Source organism: Pseudomonas sp. WS 5410, from assembly GCF_012985645.1.
GTDB lineage: Bacteria > Pseudomonadota > Gammaproteobacteria > Pseudomonadales > Pseudomonadaceae > Aquipseudomonas > Aquipseudomonas shahriarae.
Window position 1 is genome coordinate 69969 of sequence record NZ_JAAQWS010000022.1, and the last position, 20272, is coordinate 90240.

24 protein-coding genes are annotated in these 20272 nt (G+C 59.9%); 23 read left to right on the top strand and 1 reads right to left on the bottom strand.

Annotated elements, in window-relative coordinates; all coding sequences use genetic code 11:
- Positions 1-55: 55 nt before the first annotated feature.
- The 16 genes from HBO24_RS25090 to HBO24_RS25165 all read left to right on the top strand — a co-directional run bounded on the left by HBO24_RS25090 (position 56) and on the right by HBO24_RS25165 (position 10376).
- Positions 56-523, top strand: a complete 468-nt coding sequence (locus HBO24_RS25090; protein ID WP_262381474.1) for an HGGxSTG domain-containing protein — start codon at positions 56-58, stop codon at positions 521-523.
- Positions 498-1778, top strand: a complete 1281-nt coding sequence (locus HBO24_RS25095; RefSeq protein WP_170060540.1) for a terminase family protein — start codon at positions 498-500, stop codon at positions 1776-1778. Before HBO24_RS25090 ends, HBO24_RS25095 begins: the two co-directional genes overlap by 26 nt.
- Positions 1775-3130 (top strand): phage portal protein, encoded by a 1356-nt coding sequence (locus HBO24_RS25100; protein WP_170045030.1) that lies wholly within the window; start codon positions 1775-1777, stop codon positions 3128-3130. The genes HBO24_RS25095 and HBO24_RS25100 overlap by 4 nt, the downstream gene beginning before the upstream one ends.
- Positions 3127-4257 (top strand): DUF2213 domain-containing protein, encoded by a 1131-nt coding sequence (locus HBO24_RS25105; protein ID WP_170060541.1) that lies wholly within the window; start codon positions 3127-3129, stop codon positions 4255-4257. Before HBO24_RS25100 ends, HBO24_RS25105 begins: the two co-directional genes overlap by 4 nt.
- 10 nt (positions 4258-4267) lie before the next feature.
- A complete protein-coding gene (locus tag HBO24_RS25110) occupies positions 4268-4747 on the top strand; it encodes a hypothetical protein (RefSeq protein WP_170060542.1) in 480 nt (159 codons plus the stop codon).
- A 1-nt stretch (position 4748) separates the two neighbouring features.
- Positions 4749-5711, top strand: coding sequence for a DUF2184 domain-containing protein (locus HBO24_RS25115; protein WP_170060543.1), 963 nt, complete (start codon positions 4749-4751; stop codon positions 5709-5711).
- Positions 5712-5723: 12 nt separating this feature from the next.
- A complete protein-coding gene (locus HBO24_RS25120) occupies positions 5724-5903 on the top strand; it encodes a hypothetical protein (protein WP_169956921.1) in 180 nt (59 codons plus the stop codon).
- Between the two features lie 43 nt (positions 5904-5946).
- Positions 5947-6468: a DnaT-like ssDNA-binding protein gene (locus HBO24_RS25125; RefSeq protein ID WP_170060544.1), complete on the top strand. Its 522-nt coding sequence runs from the start codon at positions 5947-5949 to the stop codon at positions 6466-6468.
- Positions 6465-7520, top strand: a complete 1056-nt coding sequence (locus HBO24_RS25130) for a hypothetical protein (protein ID WP_169872439.1) — start codon at positions 6465-6467, stop codon at positions 7518-7520. Before HBO24_RS25125 ends, HBO24_RS25130 begins: the two co-directional genes overlap by 4 nt.
- Positions 7520-7906, top strand: a complete 387-nt coding sequence (locus HBO24_RS25135; RefSeq protein WP_169872438.1) for a hypothetical protein — start codon at positions 7520-7522, stop codon at positions 7904-7906. Before HBO24_RS25130 ends, HBO24_RS25135 begins: the two co-directional genes overlap by 1 nt.
- 11 nt (positions 7907-7917) lie before the next feature.
- Positions 7918-8343 carry an HK97 gp10 family phage protein gene (locus HBO24_RS25140; protein ID WP_169872458.1) on the top strand — a complete coding sequence of 142 codons (426 nt, stop codon included), beginning with the start codon at positions 7918-7920 and terminating at the stop codon, positions 8341-8343.
- Positions 8340-8756: a phage tail terminator-like protein gene (locus HBO24_RS25145; RefSeq protein WP_170060545.1), complete on the top strand. Its 417-nt coding sequence runs from the start codon at positions 8340-8342 to the stop codon at positions 8754-8756. Before HBO24_RS25140 ends, HBO24_RS25145 begins: the two co-directional genes overlap by 4 nt.
- A gap of 71 nt (positions 8757-8827) precedes the next feature.
- Positions 8828-9484: a phage tail protein gene (locus HBO24_RS25150; protein ID WP_170060546.1), complete on the top strand. Its 657-nt coding sequence runs from the start codon at positions 8828-8830 to the stop codon at positions 9482-9484.
- Positions 9485-9487: 3 nt separating this feature from the next.
- The gene (locus HBO24_RS25155) at positions 9488-9871 is read left to right on the top strand and encodes a phage tail assembly chaperone (RefSeq protein WP_169956928.1); all 384 of its coding nucleotides are present in this window, start codon (positions 9488-9490) and stop codon (positions 9869-9871) included.
- A gap of 62 nt (positions 9872-9933) precedes the next feature.
- Entirely contained in the window at positions 9934-10185 is a 252-nt protein-coding gene (locus HBO24_RS25160) for a DUF1799 domain-containing protein (RefSeq protein WP_170060547.1), read from the top strand.
- Positions 10186-10223: 38 nt separating this feature from the next.
- Positions 10224-10376 carry a hypothetical protein gene (locus tag HBO24_RS25165; protein ID WP_170060548.1) on the top strand — a complete coding sequence of 51 codons (153 nt, stop codon included), beginning with the start codon at positions 10224-10226 and terminating at the stop codon, positions 10374-10376.
- Here the strand turns inward: HBO24_RS25165 and HBO24_RS25170 are convergent.
- The gene (locus tag HBO24_RS25170; protein WP_170060549.1) at positions 10357-10611 is read right to left on the bottom strand and encodes a hypothetical protein; all 255 of its coding nucleotides are present in this window, start codon (positions 10609-10611) and stop codon (positions 10357-10359) included. The two genes, HBO24_RS25165 and HBO24_RS25170, sit on opposite strands and share 20 nt — an antisense overlap.
- Positions 10612-10812: 201 nt before the next feature.
- Here HBO24_RS25170 and HBO24_RS25175 point away from each other — a divergent pair, with 201 nt between their 5' ends.
- From HBO24_RS25175 to HBO24_RS25205, 7 genes are all read left to right on the top strand, one after another.
- Positions 10813-11232, top strand: coding sequence for a superinfection immunity protein (locus tag HBO24_RS25175; RefSeq protein WP_262381558.1), 420 nt, complete (start codon positions 10813-10815; stop codon positions 11230-11232).
- Between the two features lie 55 nt (positions 11233-11287).
- Complete coding sequence (locus tag HBO24_RS25180; RefSeq protein ID WP_170060550.1) at positions 11288-14230, top strand: phage tail tape measure protein; 2943 nt, start codon at positions 11288-11290, stop codon at positions 14228-14230.
- Positions 14231-14232: 2 nt separating this feature from the next.
- Positions 14233-14571 carry a phage tail protein gene (locus HBO24_RS25185; RefSeq protein ID WP_170045043.1) on the top strand — a complete coding sequence of 113 codons (339 nt, stop codon included), beginning with the start codon at positions 14233-14235 and terminating at the stop codon, positions 14569-14571.
- A gap of 10 nt (positions 14572-14581) precedes the next feature.
- Positions 14582-15331, top strand: coding sequence for a phage minor tail protein L (locus tag HBO24_RS25190; RefSeq protein WP_170060551.1), 750 nt, complete (start codon positions 14582-14584; stop codon positions 15329-15331).
- Between the two features lie 3 nt (positions 15332-15334).
- Positions 15335-16090, top strand: a complete 756-nt coding sequence (locus HBO24_RS25195; protein ID WP_170060552.1) for a C40 family peptidase — start codon at positions 15335-15337, stop codon at positions 16088-16090.
- On the top strand, positions 16087-16668 hold the full coding sequence (locus HBO24_RS25200) for a tail assembly protein (RefSeq protein WP_170045046.1): 582 nt from the start codon (positions 16087-16089) through the stop codon (positions 16666-16668). Before HBO24_RS25195 ends, HBO24_RS25200 begins: the two co-directional genes overlap by 4 nt.
- Positions 16669-16725: 57 nt before the next feature.
- The coding region (locus HBO24_RS25205; protein ID WP_170060553.1) for a phage tail protein at positions 16726-20272 on the top strand (3547 nt) is incomplete at its 3' end.

A 20272-nucleotide genomic window follows, 5' to 3' on the forward strand; every position in this document is an offset into this window, starting at 1 on the left:
CGAATGCATTGAATGAATCGTTCTGCGAAAACCAACCCCATGAATGAGGCTGACTATGGCCCTATGCGGCGCATCCAAGCGCGGCAACGGGGAACCATGCAAGCGTCACGCGATACCGGGTTCCTCTCGCTGCAAGCTACATGGCGGCAAGAGTACCGGGCCAAAGGATCAGCGAGGTAACAAGAACGCTGCTAGGCCTGGATCGATTTATAGCCAATTCCTGACAGAGGAAGAGCAGGCTGACTTCAATGGCGCACAACTCGATCAGATCGACGACGAACTCAGGCTGACAAAGGTCCTGCTGGGGCGCGTGTTACTCGCCTCTGGTGAGGGTCATGACCTGTTGGCCGATAGATACCTTGGTCGCATCGAGTCACTGACCAAGACCAAGGAGGAATTGATCAGCAAGCGCCTCACCAACGAGAAGCTGCGCCGCGAACTGGAAGACCCGAACAAGGGCCTGCCCGAGCCCAAGCAAGTAATCATCGGGGTAGAAGATGCAAGCGACCCTGAAGCTGAATAGGCCCCAGTTCGAGTTCATCAGCCACCCCAAGAAGTTTTCAGCGTTCGTCGGCGGCTACCGTAGCGGTAAGACTTTCGTGGGGTGCGTGCGGCTTTGTATCAATGCGCTGGAGAACCCTGGCATACCCCAGGGCTACTTCGCGCCGACTTACCCGCAGATCGCCGACATCTTCTACGACACCATGCCGGTGGTTGCTGAGGCGTTTGGCCTGTTCGCCGATATCGTGCCGAGCAAGAAGCGCGTGTACCTGCGTGACAACCGCGGGCGGTGTCTGTCCACGATCGTCTGCAAGAGCATGGAACACCCGCACCGCATCGTTGGCTTCAACATCGCGCATGCGCTGGTCGATGAGATCGACTGCATGCCGATCAAGAAGGCCGACAGCGCATGGAAGAAGATCATTGCGCGGATGTCCACGGTTTGGCCTGGCCGCGACATGAACACCATTGACGTCACCACGACGCCGGAGGGCTTCAACTGGGTGTATCGCAAGTTCGTCAAGGAGCTTGCATCGAATCCCAGCCAGCGCCCGCTGTACGGCATCGTGCACGCCTCGACGCGGCAGAACGCAAAGAACCTGCCGAAGGATTACATCAAGTCGCTGCGCGAGTCCTACCCATCCAATCTGGTGGACGCCTATATCGATGGCCTGTTCGTCAACCTGACGTCTGGCAGCGTGTACCCGAGTTTCTGCCGCAAGCAGAACCACACCGACGCGACTATTCGCCCAGGCGAGCAGCTGCACGTCGGCATGGACTTCAACATCAACCGTATGGCCGCAACGGTCCACGTCATCCGCGACGGTCTGCCCATGCTGCTGGAAGAGGCCACAAGCCTGTTCGACACGCCGGCGATGATCGTTGAACTGAAGCGCCGCTTCCCTGGGCACAGCATCACGGTCTATCCCGACGCCAGCGGTAAGAACCGCAAGAGCGTGAACGGCAGCGAGTCGGACCACAGTCTGCTCCGCGCCGCCGGCTTCATGGTGATGGTGAACCCATCTAACCCCGTGGTGCGCGATCGGGTGCTGGCAGTGAACGCCATGTTCCTGAATATCGACCATAAGCGCCGCTACCTGGTGAACACCGATAACTGCCCGGTCACCACCCAGGTGCTGGAGCAGCAGGCCTATGACGAGCACGGCCAACCCAACAAGGACGGCACTGAAGACCCGGTCGACGCACTCGGCTACTTCATTGTCCAGCGCTTCCCGATTGCGGGCAGCTACACACTCGCAAACGTGAGCAACTCATGAGCGCATTCAGCTACCTGAAAGACAGCCTGCAGAACCTGGTCGCAGGACTGGGTACTGCGCGCGACAAGGCCTCCCACTCGCACTATGCCGTGCCGGAGATGGACGACCAGCAGCTGCTGAACGCCTTCCGTGGATCGTGGACGGCGCAGAAGGGCGTCACCATCCCTGCGGTGGACGCGTGCCGTAACTGGCGCAACTGGCAGGCTGAAAAGGACCAGATTGAGCTGATCGAGGCCGAAGAGGATCGGCTGAATGTCAAGGGCAAGATTCTTGAGGCCCTATTGAAGGCCCGCCTGTTCGGTGGTGCTGCCGTGTTCATCGGCACCGGCGAGCGTGATACGGCATCCGAGCTGAACCCTGAGCGAATCAAGCAGGGAGGCGTGAAGTACCTCACTGTCATGACTCGCCGACAACTCAGCGCGACCGAGATTGAACAAGACCCGCAGAGCCCGCGCTTTGGCAAGCCCAAGGCTTACCGGTTACCGGGCAGCTTGGTTGAGATCCACCCGTCGCGCTTGGTGATCTTCATCGGCACGCCACACCCTGACCCTGAGCTCGCGGTCGGTTGCGGCTTCGGTTGGGGTGACTCAGTGCTCCTGGCTGCGATGCCCGCCGTGCGTCACTACGACGAGACGGTGGCCAACGTTGTGAGCCTGGTCTACGAGGCCAAGATCGACGTCATCAATATCCCAAACCTGATGGCGAGCATGCAGGACAAGAATTACGAGCGCTTGCTGCTGGAGCGCTTGCGTCTGGCTGCTACCGCCAAGGGTATCAACGGCACACTGATCCTCGACGGCGCCGAGACCCATAGCTCCAAGTCGGCCAGCTTCGGCAATCTGCCTGAGGTGATCGCCAAGACAGAGCAGGGCGTGTCCGGCGCGTTCGATATCCCGGGCACCCGAATGTTCGGCCAGTCCTCCACGGGCCTGGGCGCCAACGGCGAAGAGAACACCCGCAACTACTACGACAACGTCGCGTCGCGCCAGAAGCTGGAGATCAAGCCAGCCATGAGCGTGCTGGATGAATGCCTGATCCGCTCAGCGCTGGGCAGCCGCCCCAAGGAGATCCACTACTCATGGGCTCCACTGTGGCAGGCCACGGCCAAAGAACGATCGGACATCGGCAAGACCACCGCCGACACCATCAAGGCGCTGAAGGATTCGGCCCTGTTCCCTGAAGACGCGCTGTCGGCTGCCTCGGTGAACCTGCTGGTGGAACTGAGCGTGATGCCTGGGCTGGAAGCGGCCATCGACCAGTTCGGCGCAGAGCTTCCGGACGAAGAGGGCGGTGATGATCTGCCTGGCCCGCCATCCGACGCCAAACCTGACATCGAGGAAATCGACCCATGATCTTTACCGATTCCGTGCCAGTCACAGGCGTACGGCGCACCGAGGACGGTTACCTGGTAGCCGAGGCAAGGGTGGCGCGCACCGGCATTCAGGACTACCTGGGTACCGAGATCGACCCGGACAACGAACACGGCCTGCGGGATAAGCCAATCGTTCGCGTGTACCGGCCCGAAAGCGCGGTTTTCCACGCTGATGCGATGCACTCGTACGCATACCGACCAATGACCAATGGCCACCCGGGCGGCGACGGCGTCAATTCCAAGAACTGGAAAGACGTCGCTATCGGCCAAACCGGTGGAGAAGTCGTCCGCGACGGGCAGTTCGTCAAGGTGCCCCTGGTGCTGATGGACGCCAAGGCCATCGCTGACTACGAGTCAGGCAAGCGCGAGCTCTCCATGGGCTACGGCGCCGAAGTTGTGTTTCAGGATGGCGTAACCGGCGACGGTGAGCAGTACGACTGCTACCTCGGCCCTATGAAAATGAACCACCTCAGCCTTGAGCATCGCGCTCGGGGCGGCATCGATCTGCGCATCGGTGACCACAAACCAGACACCCCCAAAGGAGGCCATGACATGGCTGATGCACTGCGAAAACTCCTTGTCGATGGCATCTCCATTGATGTCACCGAGCAAGGCGCCCAGGCCATCGAGAAGCTGAACACCAAGCTTGCTGATGCTGCCACCGCCACCAAGACCATGACCGATGCGCACGCTACTGCAATCGCGCTGAAGGATGGCGAACTGGCCAAGAAAGACGACGAGATCACCAAGCTGAAGGCGGCCGTGATCAGTGACTCCGATATCGACAAGCGCGTAACTGCCCGCGCCGACCTGCTCAGCAAAGCCAAGGCCATCGCCGACGCCGACTACACCGGCAAGACCGACGCCGAGATCCGCAAGGCCGTGGTCATCGCCAAGCTGGGTGATGCGGCCGTAACGGGCAAGGCTGACGCCTACATCGATGCCCGCTTCGAGATCCTGGTGGAAGACGCTGCCAAGAACCCGGCCAATGACCCATTCCGCCAGCACATGATCCACCAGGACAGCGCTGCCGGTGGTGATGATTCGGAAAAAGCACGGCTGAAGATGATTTTGGACATGCAAACCGCCCACCTGCCGAAGGCATAAGGAGCACACCATGGCTACTTACCAAACCACGTACACCAACGCTCCAGCCAAGGGCGTGCCCGGCCTGGTCGCCAACGAAGAGAAGTGCAACAAGATCAGTCGCACCGTCTCGAACGCCGAAGGCATTGTCTTCGGCGCGCCTGGCTTCCGTGTGGCTGGTGCTGGCAACGATCACAAGATCGCCGCCACTGGCACCCTGTTCCTGGGTCTGGCTGTGCTGAGCGCAGCCGTACCGCCTGTGGCGACCGGTTCCACTCTGATCGACGGTTACCCGCGAGACTTCACCGGCGCGTTCATGACCGATGGCCAGATGTACGTAACCGCCGGCGCAGCTGTAGTGCCTGGTGATGACGTGTACTACGTCGCCGCGACCAATCGCTACGTCACGACCGCCGCTGAAGGCGCAGTGTTGATCCCTGGCGCCATTTTCGACACCACCGGTGCGAACGGCGACATCGTCGAAATCTCCATCAAACATCGGAGCGCTTAACATGCCTCAAGCTTTCGAAGACGCTCAGTCGGCGTTCCCGTTCGTTCTGGCCCAAGGCCGGAACATCGAAACCCGCATCTACACGCGCCGTTACCCGGCGTTCAACTACGGAGCAAGCATCCCGGTTGTGACCGAGGGCGCCCCGTGGGCCATCGGCACCACATTCTTCACCGTCGATACCGCTGGTGAGGCGAAGTTCCTGTCGGGTTCTGGCACTGACATGCCGTTCAACTCGGCGACCCACGACCAGGCCTCGCACGACTTCGCCATGATCGGTTCCGGCTGGGAATGGAACCTGGAAGAGGTGAACCAGGCCCAGCTGTACGGCATCAACCTCAGTGGCACCAAGGCGGATTCCGCCGCCGACAAGGTTGAGCGCCTGCTGAACAGCATCGCTTTCGTCGGCAGCACCGAGAAGCGCTGGACCGGCCTGCTGAACGACGGCAACGTGTCCCGCGTGGATGCGGCGGCCACTGGCACCGGCAGTTCCACCTTCTGGTCCGCCAAAACTGTCGACCAGATCATGGCCGACATCAATGGCGTGCTGGGTTCGATCCGCACCAACACCGGTGAGGTCGAGTGGGCCGATACGCTGCGCCTGCCGCCTGATGCGTTCCGATACATCGCCACGGCTCGCCTGGGTGTTGGCGACGGCATGATCACCGTGCTGGAGTACGTGCGCAAAAACAACATCTATACCGCCGAGACCGGCCTGCCGCTGGATATCGCGCCACTGCGCGAGGCCCGCAACGCTTCGCAGGATGGTGGTGGTCGTCTGGTTGCGTACCGCAAGGACCCGGAAGTCGTTCGCTTCCACTTGCCAATGCCGCGCCGCGTCCTGGCACCGCGCCAGAAGTCCATCATGGGCTTCGAAACTGGGATCATCGCCCGTACCGGCGGTACCGAGATTCGTCTGCCGGGCGCCGTGGCGTACCTCGACGAAATCACCCCACCAGTATCCTGATAGGAGGTCGACATGAAAGTGACCAACAACTCGAAGGCGCTGCAGGGCGTGCATACGAAGTCTGGCGTTCAATACATCGCGCCAGGCGATTCCGTCGATGTGGAATTCACCGAGGCAGGGTTGAAGGGTGCCAAGCGCCTGGACTTCCTTGCCGTCGGCGAGTCCAAGAAAGCTGACAACGACAAGAAGTAAAACCCCGGAGCGGTTCGCCGCTCCACCTATTCGAGACAATCCGATGCCTGACTTTTACGGAACCGTCGCAGCCGCCGACGCCTATCACGCTGCGCGCGCGAATACCGCCTGGGCCGGCGATGAAGTGGCGAAGCAAGCCGCACTGATCCGGGCATCGGTCTACATCGACGGTCGCTACCGGAAGCTGTTGGCTTCTGGCGTGTGGCAGTCATTGTTCCCCGGCGTGAAGACTGAGGACAGAGGGCAAGCCAGGGAGTGGCCGCGCACAGGCGCTTATGACTATGAAGGTCACCCGATCCCAGCGGACCAAGTGCCGATCGAGGTCGAGCAAGCAACGTACGAAGCCGGTCTTCGTGAGCTGGTCAGCCCTGGCAGCCTCAGCCCTGACTTCGTGTCAGCCTCAATGGTCAAGCGTGAGAAGGTCGGGCCGCTGGAAACTGAGTTCGCCGTATCGGTGGGTGCGGACGCCGCCGGTTCTGTCCGCCCGGTGATCAGCATCATCGACGAAATGATTGCCCCTGTGCTGGTAGCCCGCTACACGCTGCCTGCGGTGTTTGTGGTATGACCCCGGCGCAGATCATCCAGGCCATCGAAGGAATGGAGCCTGCGATGCAGCGGGCCTATCTGGATCAGGTCAAGACGGTGGTCAGCGCAGCAACAATTGCAGAAGTCGAGCGCCTGATCTCTGAAGAGGATGAGGATGGCCTGGTTGCGCTGCTCAGCCTTGGTGCGCTGTCCGCATTCCTTGAGTTGGCCAGGTCGGTATTCATCGCCGGCGCCAAGTTTGAGGTAAAGGCGATCGTCATTCCACGCGACCTCGGGCGGTTCGAGTTTGACGCCCGACAGCCTGCGGCTGAGAAGTGGGTATCGGCCAAGGCAGAAGAGATCCGGGCGAACGCCGCTATTGATGTGCGTGCCGCTGTTCGCGAAGTCATGGGCAGTCGACGCCGCATTGTGGGTTGGCCCAGTGCGCAGCCTGCTGCTGCACAGGTTGAGGTAAGCGCCACACCAATGGTGCGCACCCCCAGACAGGCAGCGCTTGATCTGGTCGGCCGGAAGAGCGCCCAGACCGGGGCTCGTTCTGGCGGAGTTATCGGACTGCCTGGCAACTATGCGCAGTACGTGCTGAATGCCAGATCCCAGCTGTTGGGCGGCAATCCCGACGAGATGCGCAAGTACTTGCAGCGCAAGCGCCGGGACCGCCGTTTCGACGGGATCGTGAACCGCGCCATCAAGGCAGGTACACCCGTTGCTCAGGCTGACGTGGACAAGATCGCTGGTCGGTATGCTGATCGTCTGATGAAGACATATGCCGAGATGCTTTCCAAGGCCGAGGCGCTGGAGTCCTTCGGCGCAGGCCGTGACCAGGTTTACGAGCAGCTGATTGCTCAGGGCTTGGATCGTGACTCAGTGACGAAGACGTGGCGCGACCGAGGCGACAAGAAGGTCCGCCACACCCATTCGGTTATGGGCGGGCAAGAGGTGCAGAAGGATCAGCCGTTCCAGAGTCCTACCGGAGCCCTGCTTCGTTACCCGGGCGACACCAGTCTGGGGGCTGGTTGGAGTGAACGTGCCAACTGCAGATGCTCGGCCATCTACAAAATAAGGCGCAAGTGATGCCAGATATCTATGACCGCTCAAAGGCCCTGGCCACTCGGATGCTTGCGCCGCGCAGCAAGGGCGGGAAGGGGCTGGAACTGGTCCTGCGCCGCGAGACACTGGGCGAATACGACCCGGATGCACCACCTGCACCCAGCGAACTGGTCGTGAACGGCTCCGGCTTCCGAGAGGAATACGACAACAAGTACATCGACGGCACACTGATCGTGCGTGGCGACGTCAAGTTGCTGGTGTCGCCGGTGCAGCTTACTGGGGCGGATATGCCGATCCCACTGAGCAACGACCGTATCAAGTTCGACGGGACCACCTACACCGTGATTGCCGTCGGCCCATGGAACTACGCCGGCCTGGCGGTTGGCTTCGAGCTGCAGGTGCGCAAGTAATGGCCAATCACATGACCAGCCGCTACGGCGGCCAGAAAGGCAGTTTTGCCGAGAGCCTGGCGGCATTCGCTGAGCAGACAAAGGAAGCCATCGATGACGTGTTCCGCGAGGTGGTGATCGAGATCGGCACTTCGGTCATCCGCCTGTCACCGGTGGACACCGGACGATTTAAGGGCAACTGGCAGTTCACCGTGGGCGCCCCTTCGAATCAGAGCATCGACACCTTCGACAAGGCCGGGCACGAGACCATTGCCACCCTGGTGGCCGAGGTCAGCAAGTTGGAGGCCGGGCAGGTCGCCTACATCGTCAACAACCTGGTGTACGGCGTGCCACTTGAGTACGGGCATTCCGATCAGGCGCCGGCCGGCATGGTGCAAATCACGCTTGCCCGCTTCCAGCAGATCGTCGAAGAAGCCATCAGGAATAACCAGGTATGAGCCACAACATCATTTCAGCGGCTTTTGAGTCGCGCCTGCTGGCCTGGGCCAAGGCTCGAACCAAGCCCCTGAAGGTGGTGGTCGAGAACGAGACCTACACCCCGGCTTCCGGCGAAACGTACCTGCGAGCCTTCACTTTGCCGGCGGTGACAGCCAGCAACACGCTCGGCGGCGACCACCACCTGTACGTCGGCGTGTTCCAGGTCAATATCGTTGCGCCATCCGGCAAGTACCGAACCGAGGCAAGCGGAATTGTCGACGAACTTGCCGCGCTGTACCCGGTGAATCTGCGCATCCCGCGTGCGGGCCTGGTCGCCATTGTGCTGACGCCGGTCGGCCCAGGCCCAGGCATCCCTGACGGCAACACCTTCACCGTGCCGGCCTCGTTCCAGTATCGAGCCGACACCAACTAATTCGCCCGCTGGGCAAACCCAGAACCCGCCATTGAGCGGGTTTTGTCATTTCTGCAAAGAGGAAAATACACATGGGCTTTCGACTCCCCAACGGCGCGACCCTGCAAATCGCTGCAACCTATGGCACTGCTATCCCGGTGACCGCGCTGAGCAACGCCAACCCTGCAGTAGCGACCGCCGCAGCGCACGGCCTGGCTGACGGCGACATTATTGCCGTGACCTCCGGCTGGACTCGACTCAACGACCGCGCTGCGCGTGTTTCTGCCAGCCTGACCGGAACTTTCGCCCTGGAAAACATCAACACCACCAACCTCCAGCCATACCCGGCCGGCTCGGGCGCGGGTTCTGTGCGCGAAGTTACTGGTTTCGCAGAGATTTCCCAGATCACCGACGTGGCAACCAGCGGCGGCGACCAGCAGTTCCTCACCTTCGGCTTCCTGGCTGACGATGACGACCGCCAGATCCCGACCACCAAGAACCCGATCAGCATGTCGGTCACCGTTGCTGATGATCCGGCTTTGGCTTATGTCGCGGTGGTGGAAGCGGCCGACGAGGACAAAGTAACCCGTGTACTGCGCCTGAACCTGCCGAACGGCGACAGCATCCTGTACAACGCCTACGTGACCATCACGTCTACCCCGGCGCTGTCCCGTAACAATCTGATGACCCGCGTCATCACTCTGTCGCTGGCCGGTCGCCCAACCCGTTACTCGGCCGTGGTGGTGTAACCCATGGCCAAGATCAAGATCGCCCCAAACCCAACGTTCAAGGCCAAGGTGCAGATCCCCCGCGTGGGTGGTGATGCTGTGGCCGTGGACTTCGAGTTCAAGTACCTGGATCGAATTGCGCTCTCGGCGCTGTTCGACCGCTGGAACACTGCGCGCGATGCGCACGCCACCAAGGTGCAAGACGAGGGCATGTCCTGGCAGGACGCCACGGCTTCGGAAATCGCGCTGCAGGTCGAACAGCTCAAGGACATCGTCAGCGGCTGGGGCTTCGATGAGAAGCTGTCCGACGAGGCCATGACTGCGCTGGTCACCACCTGCGTGGGTGCGCCCCAGGCAGTGCTGGCCGCCTATCAGGCCGCCTATCAGCCGGCCCGCCTGGGAAACTGACCGGCGTCGCCCGCATCCTGTACGAGCAGGGCCCGTCAGAGTCTGACCTGGCGGCGTTCGGCATGACCAAGGCCGACATCCCCGATGAAGAGTACGAGGTCTGGCCAGATAACTGGCCAGCCTTTCTGCTGTTCGAGGCGATGTCCACGCAGTGGCGTGTGGGTATGGGTGGCGCCGTGGGCCTGGACTACAACGCGATCAAGCCGGTGGCCAGCATGATCGGACTCAAGCGTGCCGATCTGGCACAGGCTTTCCCCGACCTTCGCATGATGGAAGCTGAGGCGCTGCTGGTGATGAGCGAGAGCAGGACGTAGACAACCAACATGACGCGGCATGGCCGCAGGAGAGTGGAATGATCAAGAAAATTTGCAGTGAGGCCAAAGATTTGGAAGGCAGGTCTTTGTGGGTTATTGCGCCTGATGGCAGCATCTTTATCAGCGCATTGGCTGCTAAAGGTGCCGCCATTTCAATTAGCGTTAAGAGTTTTAGCCGCCAAATCTCTTAGCGAAATCTTCTGGAGACAAAGCAATAGGTAGCGGAGCCCCGGGGAATGCTTTTTCCCAAATTGCCTTAAGAATGCTGTCGCCATACCCAGCTTCAGCCGAACCGTGCATGGCCATTCCCAAGTAACCCTTTGTCAAATCAGGGTTCACTTGAGCAAGTACGTTCGTAAGCGCGAGCAGGCCGTTGGTGAGCTGCATCACGGCGTCATCAATTTGGGTTACTGGTTGTTGAGACATATTGACCTCCAGGTCATAAACGCGCCGATATTGGCGCTATCCCAGCCCTTTGGCTTGCAGGCGTAGGACTGGGGAATCCTTGCGTGTGGCAGGAGGCTACTACCGGCCGATGGTCGGGCGTTACTGGGGATTCGTACAGTCTGCTTTGGTGCGGCCCGAGGATGGTGGTAGATTGCCGCTATCTACAGGAAGGGAATTCAAATGTTCTTTTTAAGGCTCATCGTTTTGGCGTTTCTCGCCTTCTACAGCTACTCAATGGGTATGGAGCGTGGACCACTTAACTCCTTCGGACACTTGGTCGTTTACAGTGGTGTGGTTTTCATCCCTGCTCTGTACATGCTTCCAACTTTCGAGGCGTGGCTGCGTAAACACCCGAACCTAACTTCAATTGCGTTGCTTAACCTATTTCTTGGGTGGACGCTCTTAGGCTGGGTGGCGGCCATTGTGTGGGCCTTTAAAAGGCCAGAACCGCAGGTTTTGGCGAAAGCCGAGCCGGCGTACGCTCCTGTTTTTCCACCGAAGGATTTGCGCGAAACCAAAGCCTGCCCTTATTGCGCCGAAGAGGTGCTGGTAGCGGCAGTTAAGTGCAAACACTGCGGTAGCGAAATTCCCGCTACCTGATCAGAAAATCACAAATGACCCGCGCCGGCGGGTTTTTTATTGCCTGGAGAAAAGTATGACGTCGATTGCAGAACTCGGCATAAGGGTCGATTCGACGGATGCTGCACAGGCGAGTTCTGACCTCGACAAGCTTGTTGCCGCTGGCGGCAGAGCAGAAAAAGCAGCTGAGCGTGTGTCGAAAGGCACGGACAAGGCTTCCGCATCGATTAAAAAGCAGCGGGACGAGCTTTCCGATCTTCTTGGGGAGATTGACCCAACTGTTAAGGCTCTCGGTCGCTTAGACGAGCTGGAAAGTAAGCTGTCCAAACAAAAAAAACTTGGAGCGCTGGACGCCTCAACATTCAGCGAGTACCAGGGCAAGATCGACCAGTCGCGGGCGAACCTAGGCAGATTCGACGACAGCCTTACTCGTACCGGAAACACAGCGAAGCAGACGGCGGCAGCGCTGCGCGGCGTGCCTGCGCAGTTCACTGACATTGCAGTCTCTCTCCAGGGTGGGCAGGCGCCTTTGACGGTTCTGCTACAGCAGGGCGGCCAGCTAAAAGATATGTTCGGCGGGATTGCGCCGGCGGCGAAGGCGTTGGGCGGTTACGTTCTGGGCCTGATAAACCCTTTCACGCTTGCGGCCGCGGCTGTGGCCGCTCTAGGGCTAGCCTATTACAAGGGGAGCGAAGAGGCTGACTCGTACAACAAAGCGCTTATTTTCACTGGAAACGCTGCCGGGACGAGTGCCTCGCAACTGGCAGTAATGGCCCAGCAGGTCAGCTCTACAATCGGCACGACCGGGGCCGCTGCCGAGGTGCTCGCAAAACTGGCGGGTAATGGGAAGATTGCCAGCGGCAGTTTCGAGCAAATCACGGAAGCCGCTCTGCAAATGGAGCGCGCAACGGGCCGATCTATTGATGAAACCATCGCAGAGTTTGCCAAAATCGCGAAGGACCCGGTCGCCGCAGCCAAAGAGCTGAACGACCAATACCACTTTCTGACAGCGTCTGTGTACGCCCAGATCGTAGCGCTCAAGGAACAGGGTGACACGGTAGGCGCGGCAAACCTGCTGACTGATACCTATGCCAGCACGATTGCAACCAGGGCGGGGCAGATAACCCAAAACCTTGGCTTGATTGAGCGTGGCTGGAACTCTATTCGTGACGCCGCCAAGGCTGCGCTTGATGTGCCGCTGTCGATTGGTCGAGAAAAAGGCCTTGCTGATCAGCTCGCGGATGAGCGCGCCAAGTTAGCGGACCTGGAAAAGAAATCCGGCGGCAACAGCATTGTTTCGAGCAGTGCGGCGGTTACCAAAGAGCGAGAGCAGCTTCAGGAATCCATACGCCTAAAAGAAATCTACATCGAGATAGAAAAGAGGCAGAACAAGTACGTCGGTGACCGGCAGAAGATTCAAGACGACGGTATCGCGGCGACAGAACGGGCCGATGCTCGTCATCTTGCGACCATGTCCAACGCAGAAAAACGCGCGCTGGAAATCAAAAAGATCAACGAGGACACGGCGAAGATCCGTGCGGCAAACCCCGATGATAAGAGGGCAGACCCGAAGTATGTTGCCCAGCAAATCAAGGACGTAAACGAAAAGTTCAAGGATCCGAAGGGTTCGAGTAGCCCGGTCGACCTCACCTCGTTCAAAGACTCGAAGAATCAGCTCAATGCGGTGCTCAGCTACTACAAGAGCGCCGATAAGGAACTGGAGGCAGCGCAGAAAGCCGGGATCATCTCTCAGGAGAGCTACACGGCCCAGCGCGTGGCACTGCTCCAGCAGCAGGCGTCAGAGGTCAAGTCCTCGTATGAGGCCGAGATATTGGCGCTTGAGGCTGCGAAGGGCAAGGCCGGCACTTCGGCAGCCCAGCGCATCCAGCTTGACCAGAAGGTTGCCGATGCCCGGGCCAATATGGTCAAGGCTCAGCAGGAGTCGGACAGCGAGCTGGCGGTGATCGCGACCAATGAGCAGGGACGGCTCAAGAAGCAGGAACTGGCCATCAAGTCATACACCGATGCGCTGGACCAGCAGAACGCTGCATTACAGCGGGCAGGGAGCAGGGCGGCACAAGGCGTGGGCCAGGGAGACCGTCAGAACGCCATCAACGGCGACCTGAACGGTATTTCAGACCGTGCCAACCAGCAGCGCCTGGATCTGGCACGTGATAAGGCCGACGCGTCTCGCAACATGAGCGCCGAGGAATACCAGTCAAAGCTTGAGGCGATCAACCGCAGCGAGCGGGACCTGACTCAGACCACGCTCAGCAACTATGAGCAGATGTCCGTGGCTCAAAGTGACTGGCGCAATGGGGCCACTTCGGCCTTCAGCAACTATCTGGACTCGGCTCGCGACGTAGCAGGACAAACCCGCAGCCTGTTCACCAACGCCTTCAGTTCCATGGAAGACGCGGTGGCCAGCTTCGCCACAAACGGTAAGTTCTCGTTTGCTGACTTTACCAAGTCGATCATCGCCGATATGGCGCGGATCGCTACTCGGCAGGCGGCGTCCGGATTGCTGTCGAGCCTGGCCGGTAGTGCGCTGGGCGCGTACTTCGGTGGCGGAGCGGCTGCTGGCTCCACCAGCTTCGGGTCTGACATTGGTGGTGCTATCACGGCAAACGCCAAGGGCGGCGTGTACGAATCGCCGAGCTTGTCCAGCTTCAGCAACCAGGTGCACGACAAACCCCAGATGTTCGCGTTCGCCAAGGGAGCGGGCATCTTCGCTGAAGCCGGGCCGGAGGCAATCATGCCGCTGACCAGGACGGCCGGTGGCGAGCTGGGTGTGCGCGCGCTCGGAGGTGGCGGTGGCGGTGGAGGCGGTGGCAACACCTACAACTTCCCCGTCTCGGTATCCGTGCAAACGGCAGGCGACGGCGGAAACGCAACGCAGGAAGACACCACTCAGCTGGGCAAGGGCATACAGCAGGCGGCTAAAACCGAGGCTGAAACTGCAATTGCCAAGGGGTTGCAGCCTGGTGGCTCAATCTGGCGCCTGATCAATGGGAGGTAACCATGGCGATTGAAACTTTCACCTGGGACACCCAGCACGGGGAGGCGCCGACATTTGAATATAGGACCAGGGAATCACGCTTTGGCGGGGGCTATAAGCAAGTTGTCGGCGATGGTCCAAACAATAAAGAAGATGCATACCCGATAACCCACACCGGCACCACCTCGGCAGCAAAGGCCATGATGGCCTTCTTTGACCGCCACAAGGGCGCAAAGGCCTTTCTCTGGACTACACCGCTGGGGGAGTTGGGCTTATTCACATGCAAGAACCCAACCCCGACCCCTATGGGTGGGGGCGTATTCAAAGTGACGGCGACATTTGAGCGCGCCTTCCACCCGTAAAGGTCAATCCATGTCGCTGATCAATGCTATCCAGACCCTTGAGCCTGGGAACGAAATCCTGCTGTTTGAACTGGATGGCAGCGATTACGGCGCCGATGTACTGCGCTTCCACGGCCATGCGATACCGCATACGCCTGCCGAACTGCTGGCCGCCGGCAGCAACGCTGACCAGCTGCCGGCCAAGTCGATCTGGTGGAAGGGCGAAGAGTATGGCGCCTGGCCAATGCAGTACGAGGGCAGCGAGGCGAACGGCGACGGCACTGCAGTACGGCCAAAGCTATCGGTTGGCAACGTCAATGGGCGGATCACCGCTCTATGCCTGGCCTTCGAGGATCTGCTCGAGTTCAAGCTGACCATTCGCAATACGCTGGCCGAGTTTCTCGACGCCGTGAACTTCGAAGGCGGCAACCCCACGGCGGACCCCACCCAGGAATCGATCGAGGTCTGGTATGTCGACCAGAAAACCAACGAGGACGGCGAGACGGTCAGCTGGGACTTGGCCAGCCCGGGCGATGTGGGCGGAGAAACTATCGGTAGACAGATGACAACCCTGTGCCACTGGGCGCTAACCGGCGGGTACAGAGGTCCCGACTGCGGCTACACAGGGCCGTACCGGGACAAGGATGGGAATCTGACAGATAACCCTGAGAACGACATACCTGACGGAACGCTGGGCCGCTGCTGCATTCCCCGCTTCGGCGAGGGAAACCCCTACCCATTCGGTGGATTTCCCGCTGTGTCACTCATTGCCCGGAGCTGAAAAATGCGCAAACACATCATTGCGGCCATCCAGTCGCATGCAGCGGCCGAGCACCCGAAAGAGTGCTGCGGGCTGGTACTGGCCGTGGGCCGGGCGCAGAAGTATTTCCCGTGCCGGAACATCGCCACGGAGCCGAACGAAGAGTTTCGGCTTGATCCAGAGGACTACGCCGCGGCGGAAGACCAGGGCCAGGTGATCGGCATCGTCCATTCTCACCCGGACGCCACCAGCCGCCCGTCATCGCGCGACCTGGCCATGTGCGAGGCCACGGCCTTGCCCTGGCATATCTTAAGTTGGCCCGAGGGCGACCTGCGCACTGTCACCCCGAGCGGCAACACGCCGCTGCTGAAGCGCCCGTTTGTACATGGAGTGTGGGACTGTTGGTCAGTATGCGCCCAGTGGTACCAGCGTGAGTGGGGCCTTGAGTTCGAAGCCTTCAATCGCACCGATGGCTGGTGGGAGAGTGCAGACAGCCCCAGCCTGTATGAAGCGAACTACGCCGCCGCTGGCTTTGAGCAAGTCGACAGCCCACAGCGCGGCGACATGATCGTGATGGAAGTTGGCCGCACCGCACACCCGAATCATGCGGGAATTTACCTCGGCGCTGACGCATCGCTACCCGGCGAAGACTCGGGCGTGTTTGGCCCCGGCCCGTTCGTTCTGCATCACTTATATGGGCGCCCCTCTGAGGTGATCGTCTACGGCGGCCCATGGCTGCAGCGCACCCGCTTAATTCTTCGACACAAGGAGGCCCGATGAGCGCCATCGTTTATTCGCCGATGACCGTAATCAAGCTGTCGGGCTCGCTGGCCCAAAAATTCGGCAGAATCCACCGCCGCCAGGTGGGATCTGGTGATACCTGGGAGGTGTTCCGCGCACTTAACGTAACAATTGAAGGCTTCGAAGATGAGATCAAGCACCTTGACCGGCTCGGGTTGCGATTCGCCATTTTCCGCAACCGGAAAAACGTTGGGCTGGATGAGTTCGGCCGCGGTGGTGCGAAAGAAATAAGGATTGTCCCGGTAGTTGAAGGTAGCAAGCGCGCTGGACTCTTGCAGACGGTCCTTGGCGTCATTCTGATCGTGTTGAGCCCCTTCACCAACGGCGCCACGCTGGCTCCTGGCATTGCATTGACCGCTGGTGGTGTTATTCAGATGCTGAGCCCGCAAGCATCAGGCCTCAAGCAGAGCGCCTCACCGGAAAACATGCCCAGCTATGCATTCGGCAGCGCAAAGAACACCACGGCCAGCGGCAACCCCGTCCCTATCTGCATCGGCGAGCGCCGGTGGGGCGGGGCGATTATCTCGGCATCGATCTACGCCGAAGACAAGACATAACCTCGACATGTCGAGCAGGCCGCCCAAGAGGCGGTTTTTTATTGCCTGGAGGAAAGCATGGGCGCAGCACAGAGTCTGGATATTCACGGTGCCAAAGGTGGCGAGAGCAAGCCAAAGGCGCCGGTAGAGGCGCCCGATAGCCTGCGCTCCACCAACGTGGCCAAGATCCTCATTGCGGTGGGCGAGGGTGAGTTCGATGGTGTGCCCACCGCGCGCGACATTTTCCTCGATAACACCCCGATCCAGGACGCCAGCGGAAACTATAACTTCAGCAATGTGAAGTGGGACTGGCGGCCAGGCTCCGTAGAACAGACCTACATCCCAGGCATCCCGTCTGTCGACAACGAGACGTCGCTGAACATTGAGCTGCGCAGCGGCACGCCGTGGGTTCAGTCGCTGACCAACTTGCAGCTGTCGGCAGCACGTATCCGCCTGGCCACGCCGCGACTGGCTAGCCAGGACGCCGAAAATAACATCAACGGTTACCGTATCGAGTATGCGGTCGACGTGGCCACCGATGGCGGTGCATATCAGCAGGTTCTGCTGGGTGCCATGGACGGCAAGACCACCACCCGCTACGAGCGGTCCCTGCGCATTGATCTGCCACCGGCTGTCAGCGGCTGGCTGATCCGCGTTCGCCGCCTCACGCCAAACTCTCAGAACACCGACAAAGTCGCGGACAGCCTATTCATCGCCGGCTACACCCAGGTTATCGACGCAAAGCTGCGCTATCCGAACACTGCATTGCTGTTCGTTGAATTCGACGCTGAGCAATTCACCAATATCCCGGCCGTGACCGTGAAGTGCAAAGCCCGCCGCTGGCAGGTGCCGAGCAACTACGACCCCGTGGCCCGCACGTACTCTGGCGCCTGGGACGGCACCATGAAAGAGGCCTGGACCAACAACCCGGCCTGGATCACTTACGGCATCTGCACTCAGGAACGTTTTGGCCTGGGCCGCCGCATCAAGCCATGGATGGTGGACAAGTGGGAGCTTTACCGAATCGCGCAGTACTGCGACCAGATGGTGCCCAATGGTGCCGACGGCGTTGAGCCGCGCTTTCTGTGTGACATGAACCTCCAGGGCAAGGCCGATGCTTGGTCGTTGCTGCGCGATATCGCCGGTATTTATCGCGGCATGACGTACTGGGCTCAGGGCCAACTGGTGATGCAGGCTGACATGCCTCGGGCACAGGACATGGACTACGTCTTCACCCGGTCGAATGTCATCGAAGGCAAGATCTCCTATGGCAGCGCATCGGCGAAGACTCGCTTTACGCGTTGCCTTGTCAGCTACGACAACCCGCTGAACAACTACGACACCGATGTCACGGTCTATTCCGATTTACCGCTGCAGCGCCGCCTGGGCGACAAGCCGACGGAGATCAGTGCCATCGGCTGCACTCGAGCATCTGAGGCCCAGCGCCGCGCTAAGTGGCTGGTGCTGAGCAACAACCAGGACCGCACCATCAGCTTCAGGACCGGCATGGAAGGCCGTATCCCGCTGCCTGGGTTCATTATCCCCGTGGCCGACTCGCTGTTGGCGGGCCGGGAGATAGGCGGGCGCATTGCAGCCGCGGGGGGGAAGGTCGTCACCTTGGACCGCGATACCCTGGCCAAGGCCGGTGACCGACTGGTGATTAACCTTCCCGGCGGGCGGGCGGAAGGGCGCACAGTGGAAAGCGTGAACGGCCGCAAGGTAACTGTAACTGTCGCCTACAGCGAGGCGCCGGCCGCGCAGCTTCAGTGGGCAATCGACGCCGATGATCTGGCTATTCCTCTGTATAGGGTTATGAGGACTGCCCGTACCCCAGAGGGAGACTACGACATCAGTGCGCTGCAGTACGAGCCGAGCAAGTTTCCAAGTATCGACACTGGCGCACGACTTGAAGAACGCCCAATCAGTGTTGTGCCGATAACAGTGGTACCGGCGCCAGCGAGCGTCGACATCACGTCAAACGTCGCGATCGACCAGGGCCTTGCCATCAGCACCATGAACATCTCCTGGCCCGCCGTTTCTGGCGCGGTCGCGTATGACGTGGAGTGGCGCAAGGACAGCGGCAACTGGATCAAAGTGCAGCGCACCGGTTCGACCAGCGTCGATATCACCGGAATTTATTCGGGCGCGTACATCGCCCGCGTGCGCTCGGTGAGCGCCTTCGAAATCTCGTCGATCTGGAAAAGCTCAAACCTGACCAACCTGGAAGGCAAGGTTGGCCTGCCGCCGGCAGTGGCGTTCCTGACCACAGCCAGCGAGCTGTTCGGGATCAGCATCAAGTGGGGTTTCCCACCAGGTGCAGAAGACACCCAGCGTACCGAGATTTGGTATGGCCCTGCGAACGACCTGGGGGCGTCGACCAAGTTGGCCGACCTGGCATACCCGCAGGCTGACTACCGCATGCAATCGCTGTTGGCGGGTGCAACCCTGTTCTTCTGGGCGCGCTTGGTGGATCGCACCGGCAACGTGGGGCCGTTCTATCCGATCGGTAATGGCGTGATGGGCCAGGCCAGCTCCGATGCCGGGCCGATTCTTGAGCAGATCAAAGGGAAAGTTGACGAGAGCGCGATCAGCAAAGAGCTCAACGACCGAATCGACTTGATCGACGGTAGTGGCCCCGGATCCGTCAACGCGAGGATCGATCAGGCTGTTCAAGACTTCGCCGACGCTCTGGCATACGACCCTGAGAAACCCTACGTTAAAGGCGATATGGTCCGCCAAGGGCAGCGGATTTATCAGGCAGAAGGGCCGGTAGCTGTGGGGATCGCTCCTCCGGCAGCCCCGTGGAAGGACATCGGTTCAGCTCTCGAAGAGGCCAATGCGCTTGCGGGCGAGGTTCACCAGAACACCCTGGATATCGCCGAGGTGGATGGCAAGCTGGTTGCAACATCTGAAAAGGTTGATGGGGTTTACGCTCAGGTCAATCCAACCTATGCAGGCGACACGACCACCAACGCCGGCGACAACACTGTCAGCGCGGGCGTGTGGTCCGTATGGTCTGCGATTGCCGAGGGTGATTACGCTCAAAGCAAGCGCACTGACTTGGTTGAGGCAAAGGTCAACGGTAACGCGGTTGCCATTGCTGCTGAGACCATTGCGCGAGTTAATGCTGAAGGGGTAATGGGTCAGCAAATTACGACCGTAGAAACCAATCTCAGCGGAGCCAATGCTTCGATTGCGCAAAACACCCAGGCTATCCAAACAATCGACGGCAAAGTCTCGTTAGGCTGGTCGGTACGCCTGCAGTACACCTCGGCTACAGGTGAATATAAATATGCTGGCGTGGGACTCGGCCTGGAAAACGGCCCTGGCGGCTTACAGTCCAAGTTCATTATCGACGCGGACATGTTCGCCATTGGGCAGGGCGGCACAATTCCGTTTGCTGTAACGGACGGTCAGACGTTCATTAAAGCCGCGTTTATCCAAGATGGCACCATCACCAATGCCAAGATCGGCAACTATATCCAATCGAACAACTACGTCGCTGGTACCAGTGGCTGGAAGCTGTTCTTCGATGGGACGTTTGAGATTAATGGCGCATTCGGTGGGCAGGCCAGGCAGGTGATTAATAACCGAGGTGGCAAGGTCTATGACGAAAATGGTGTTA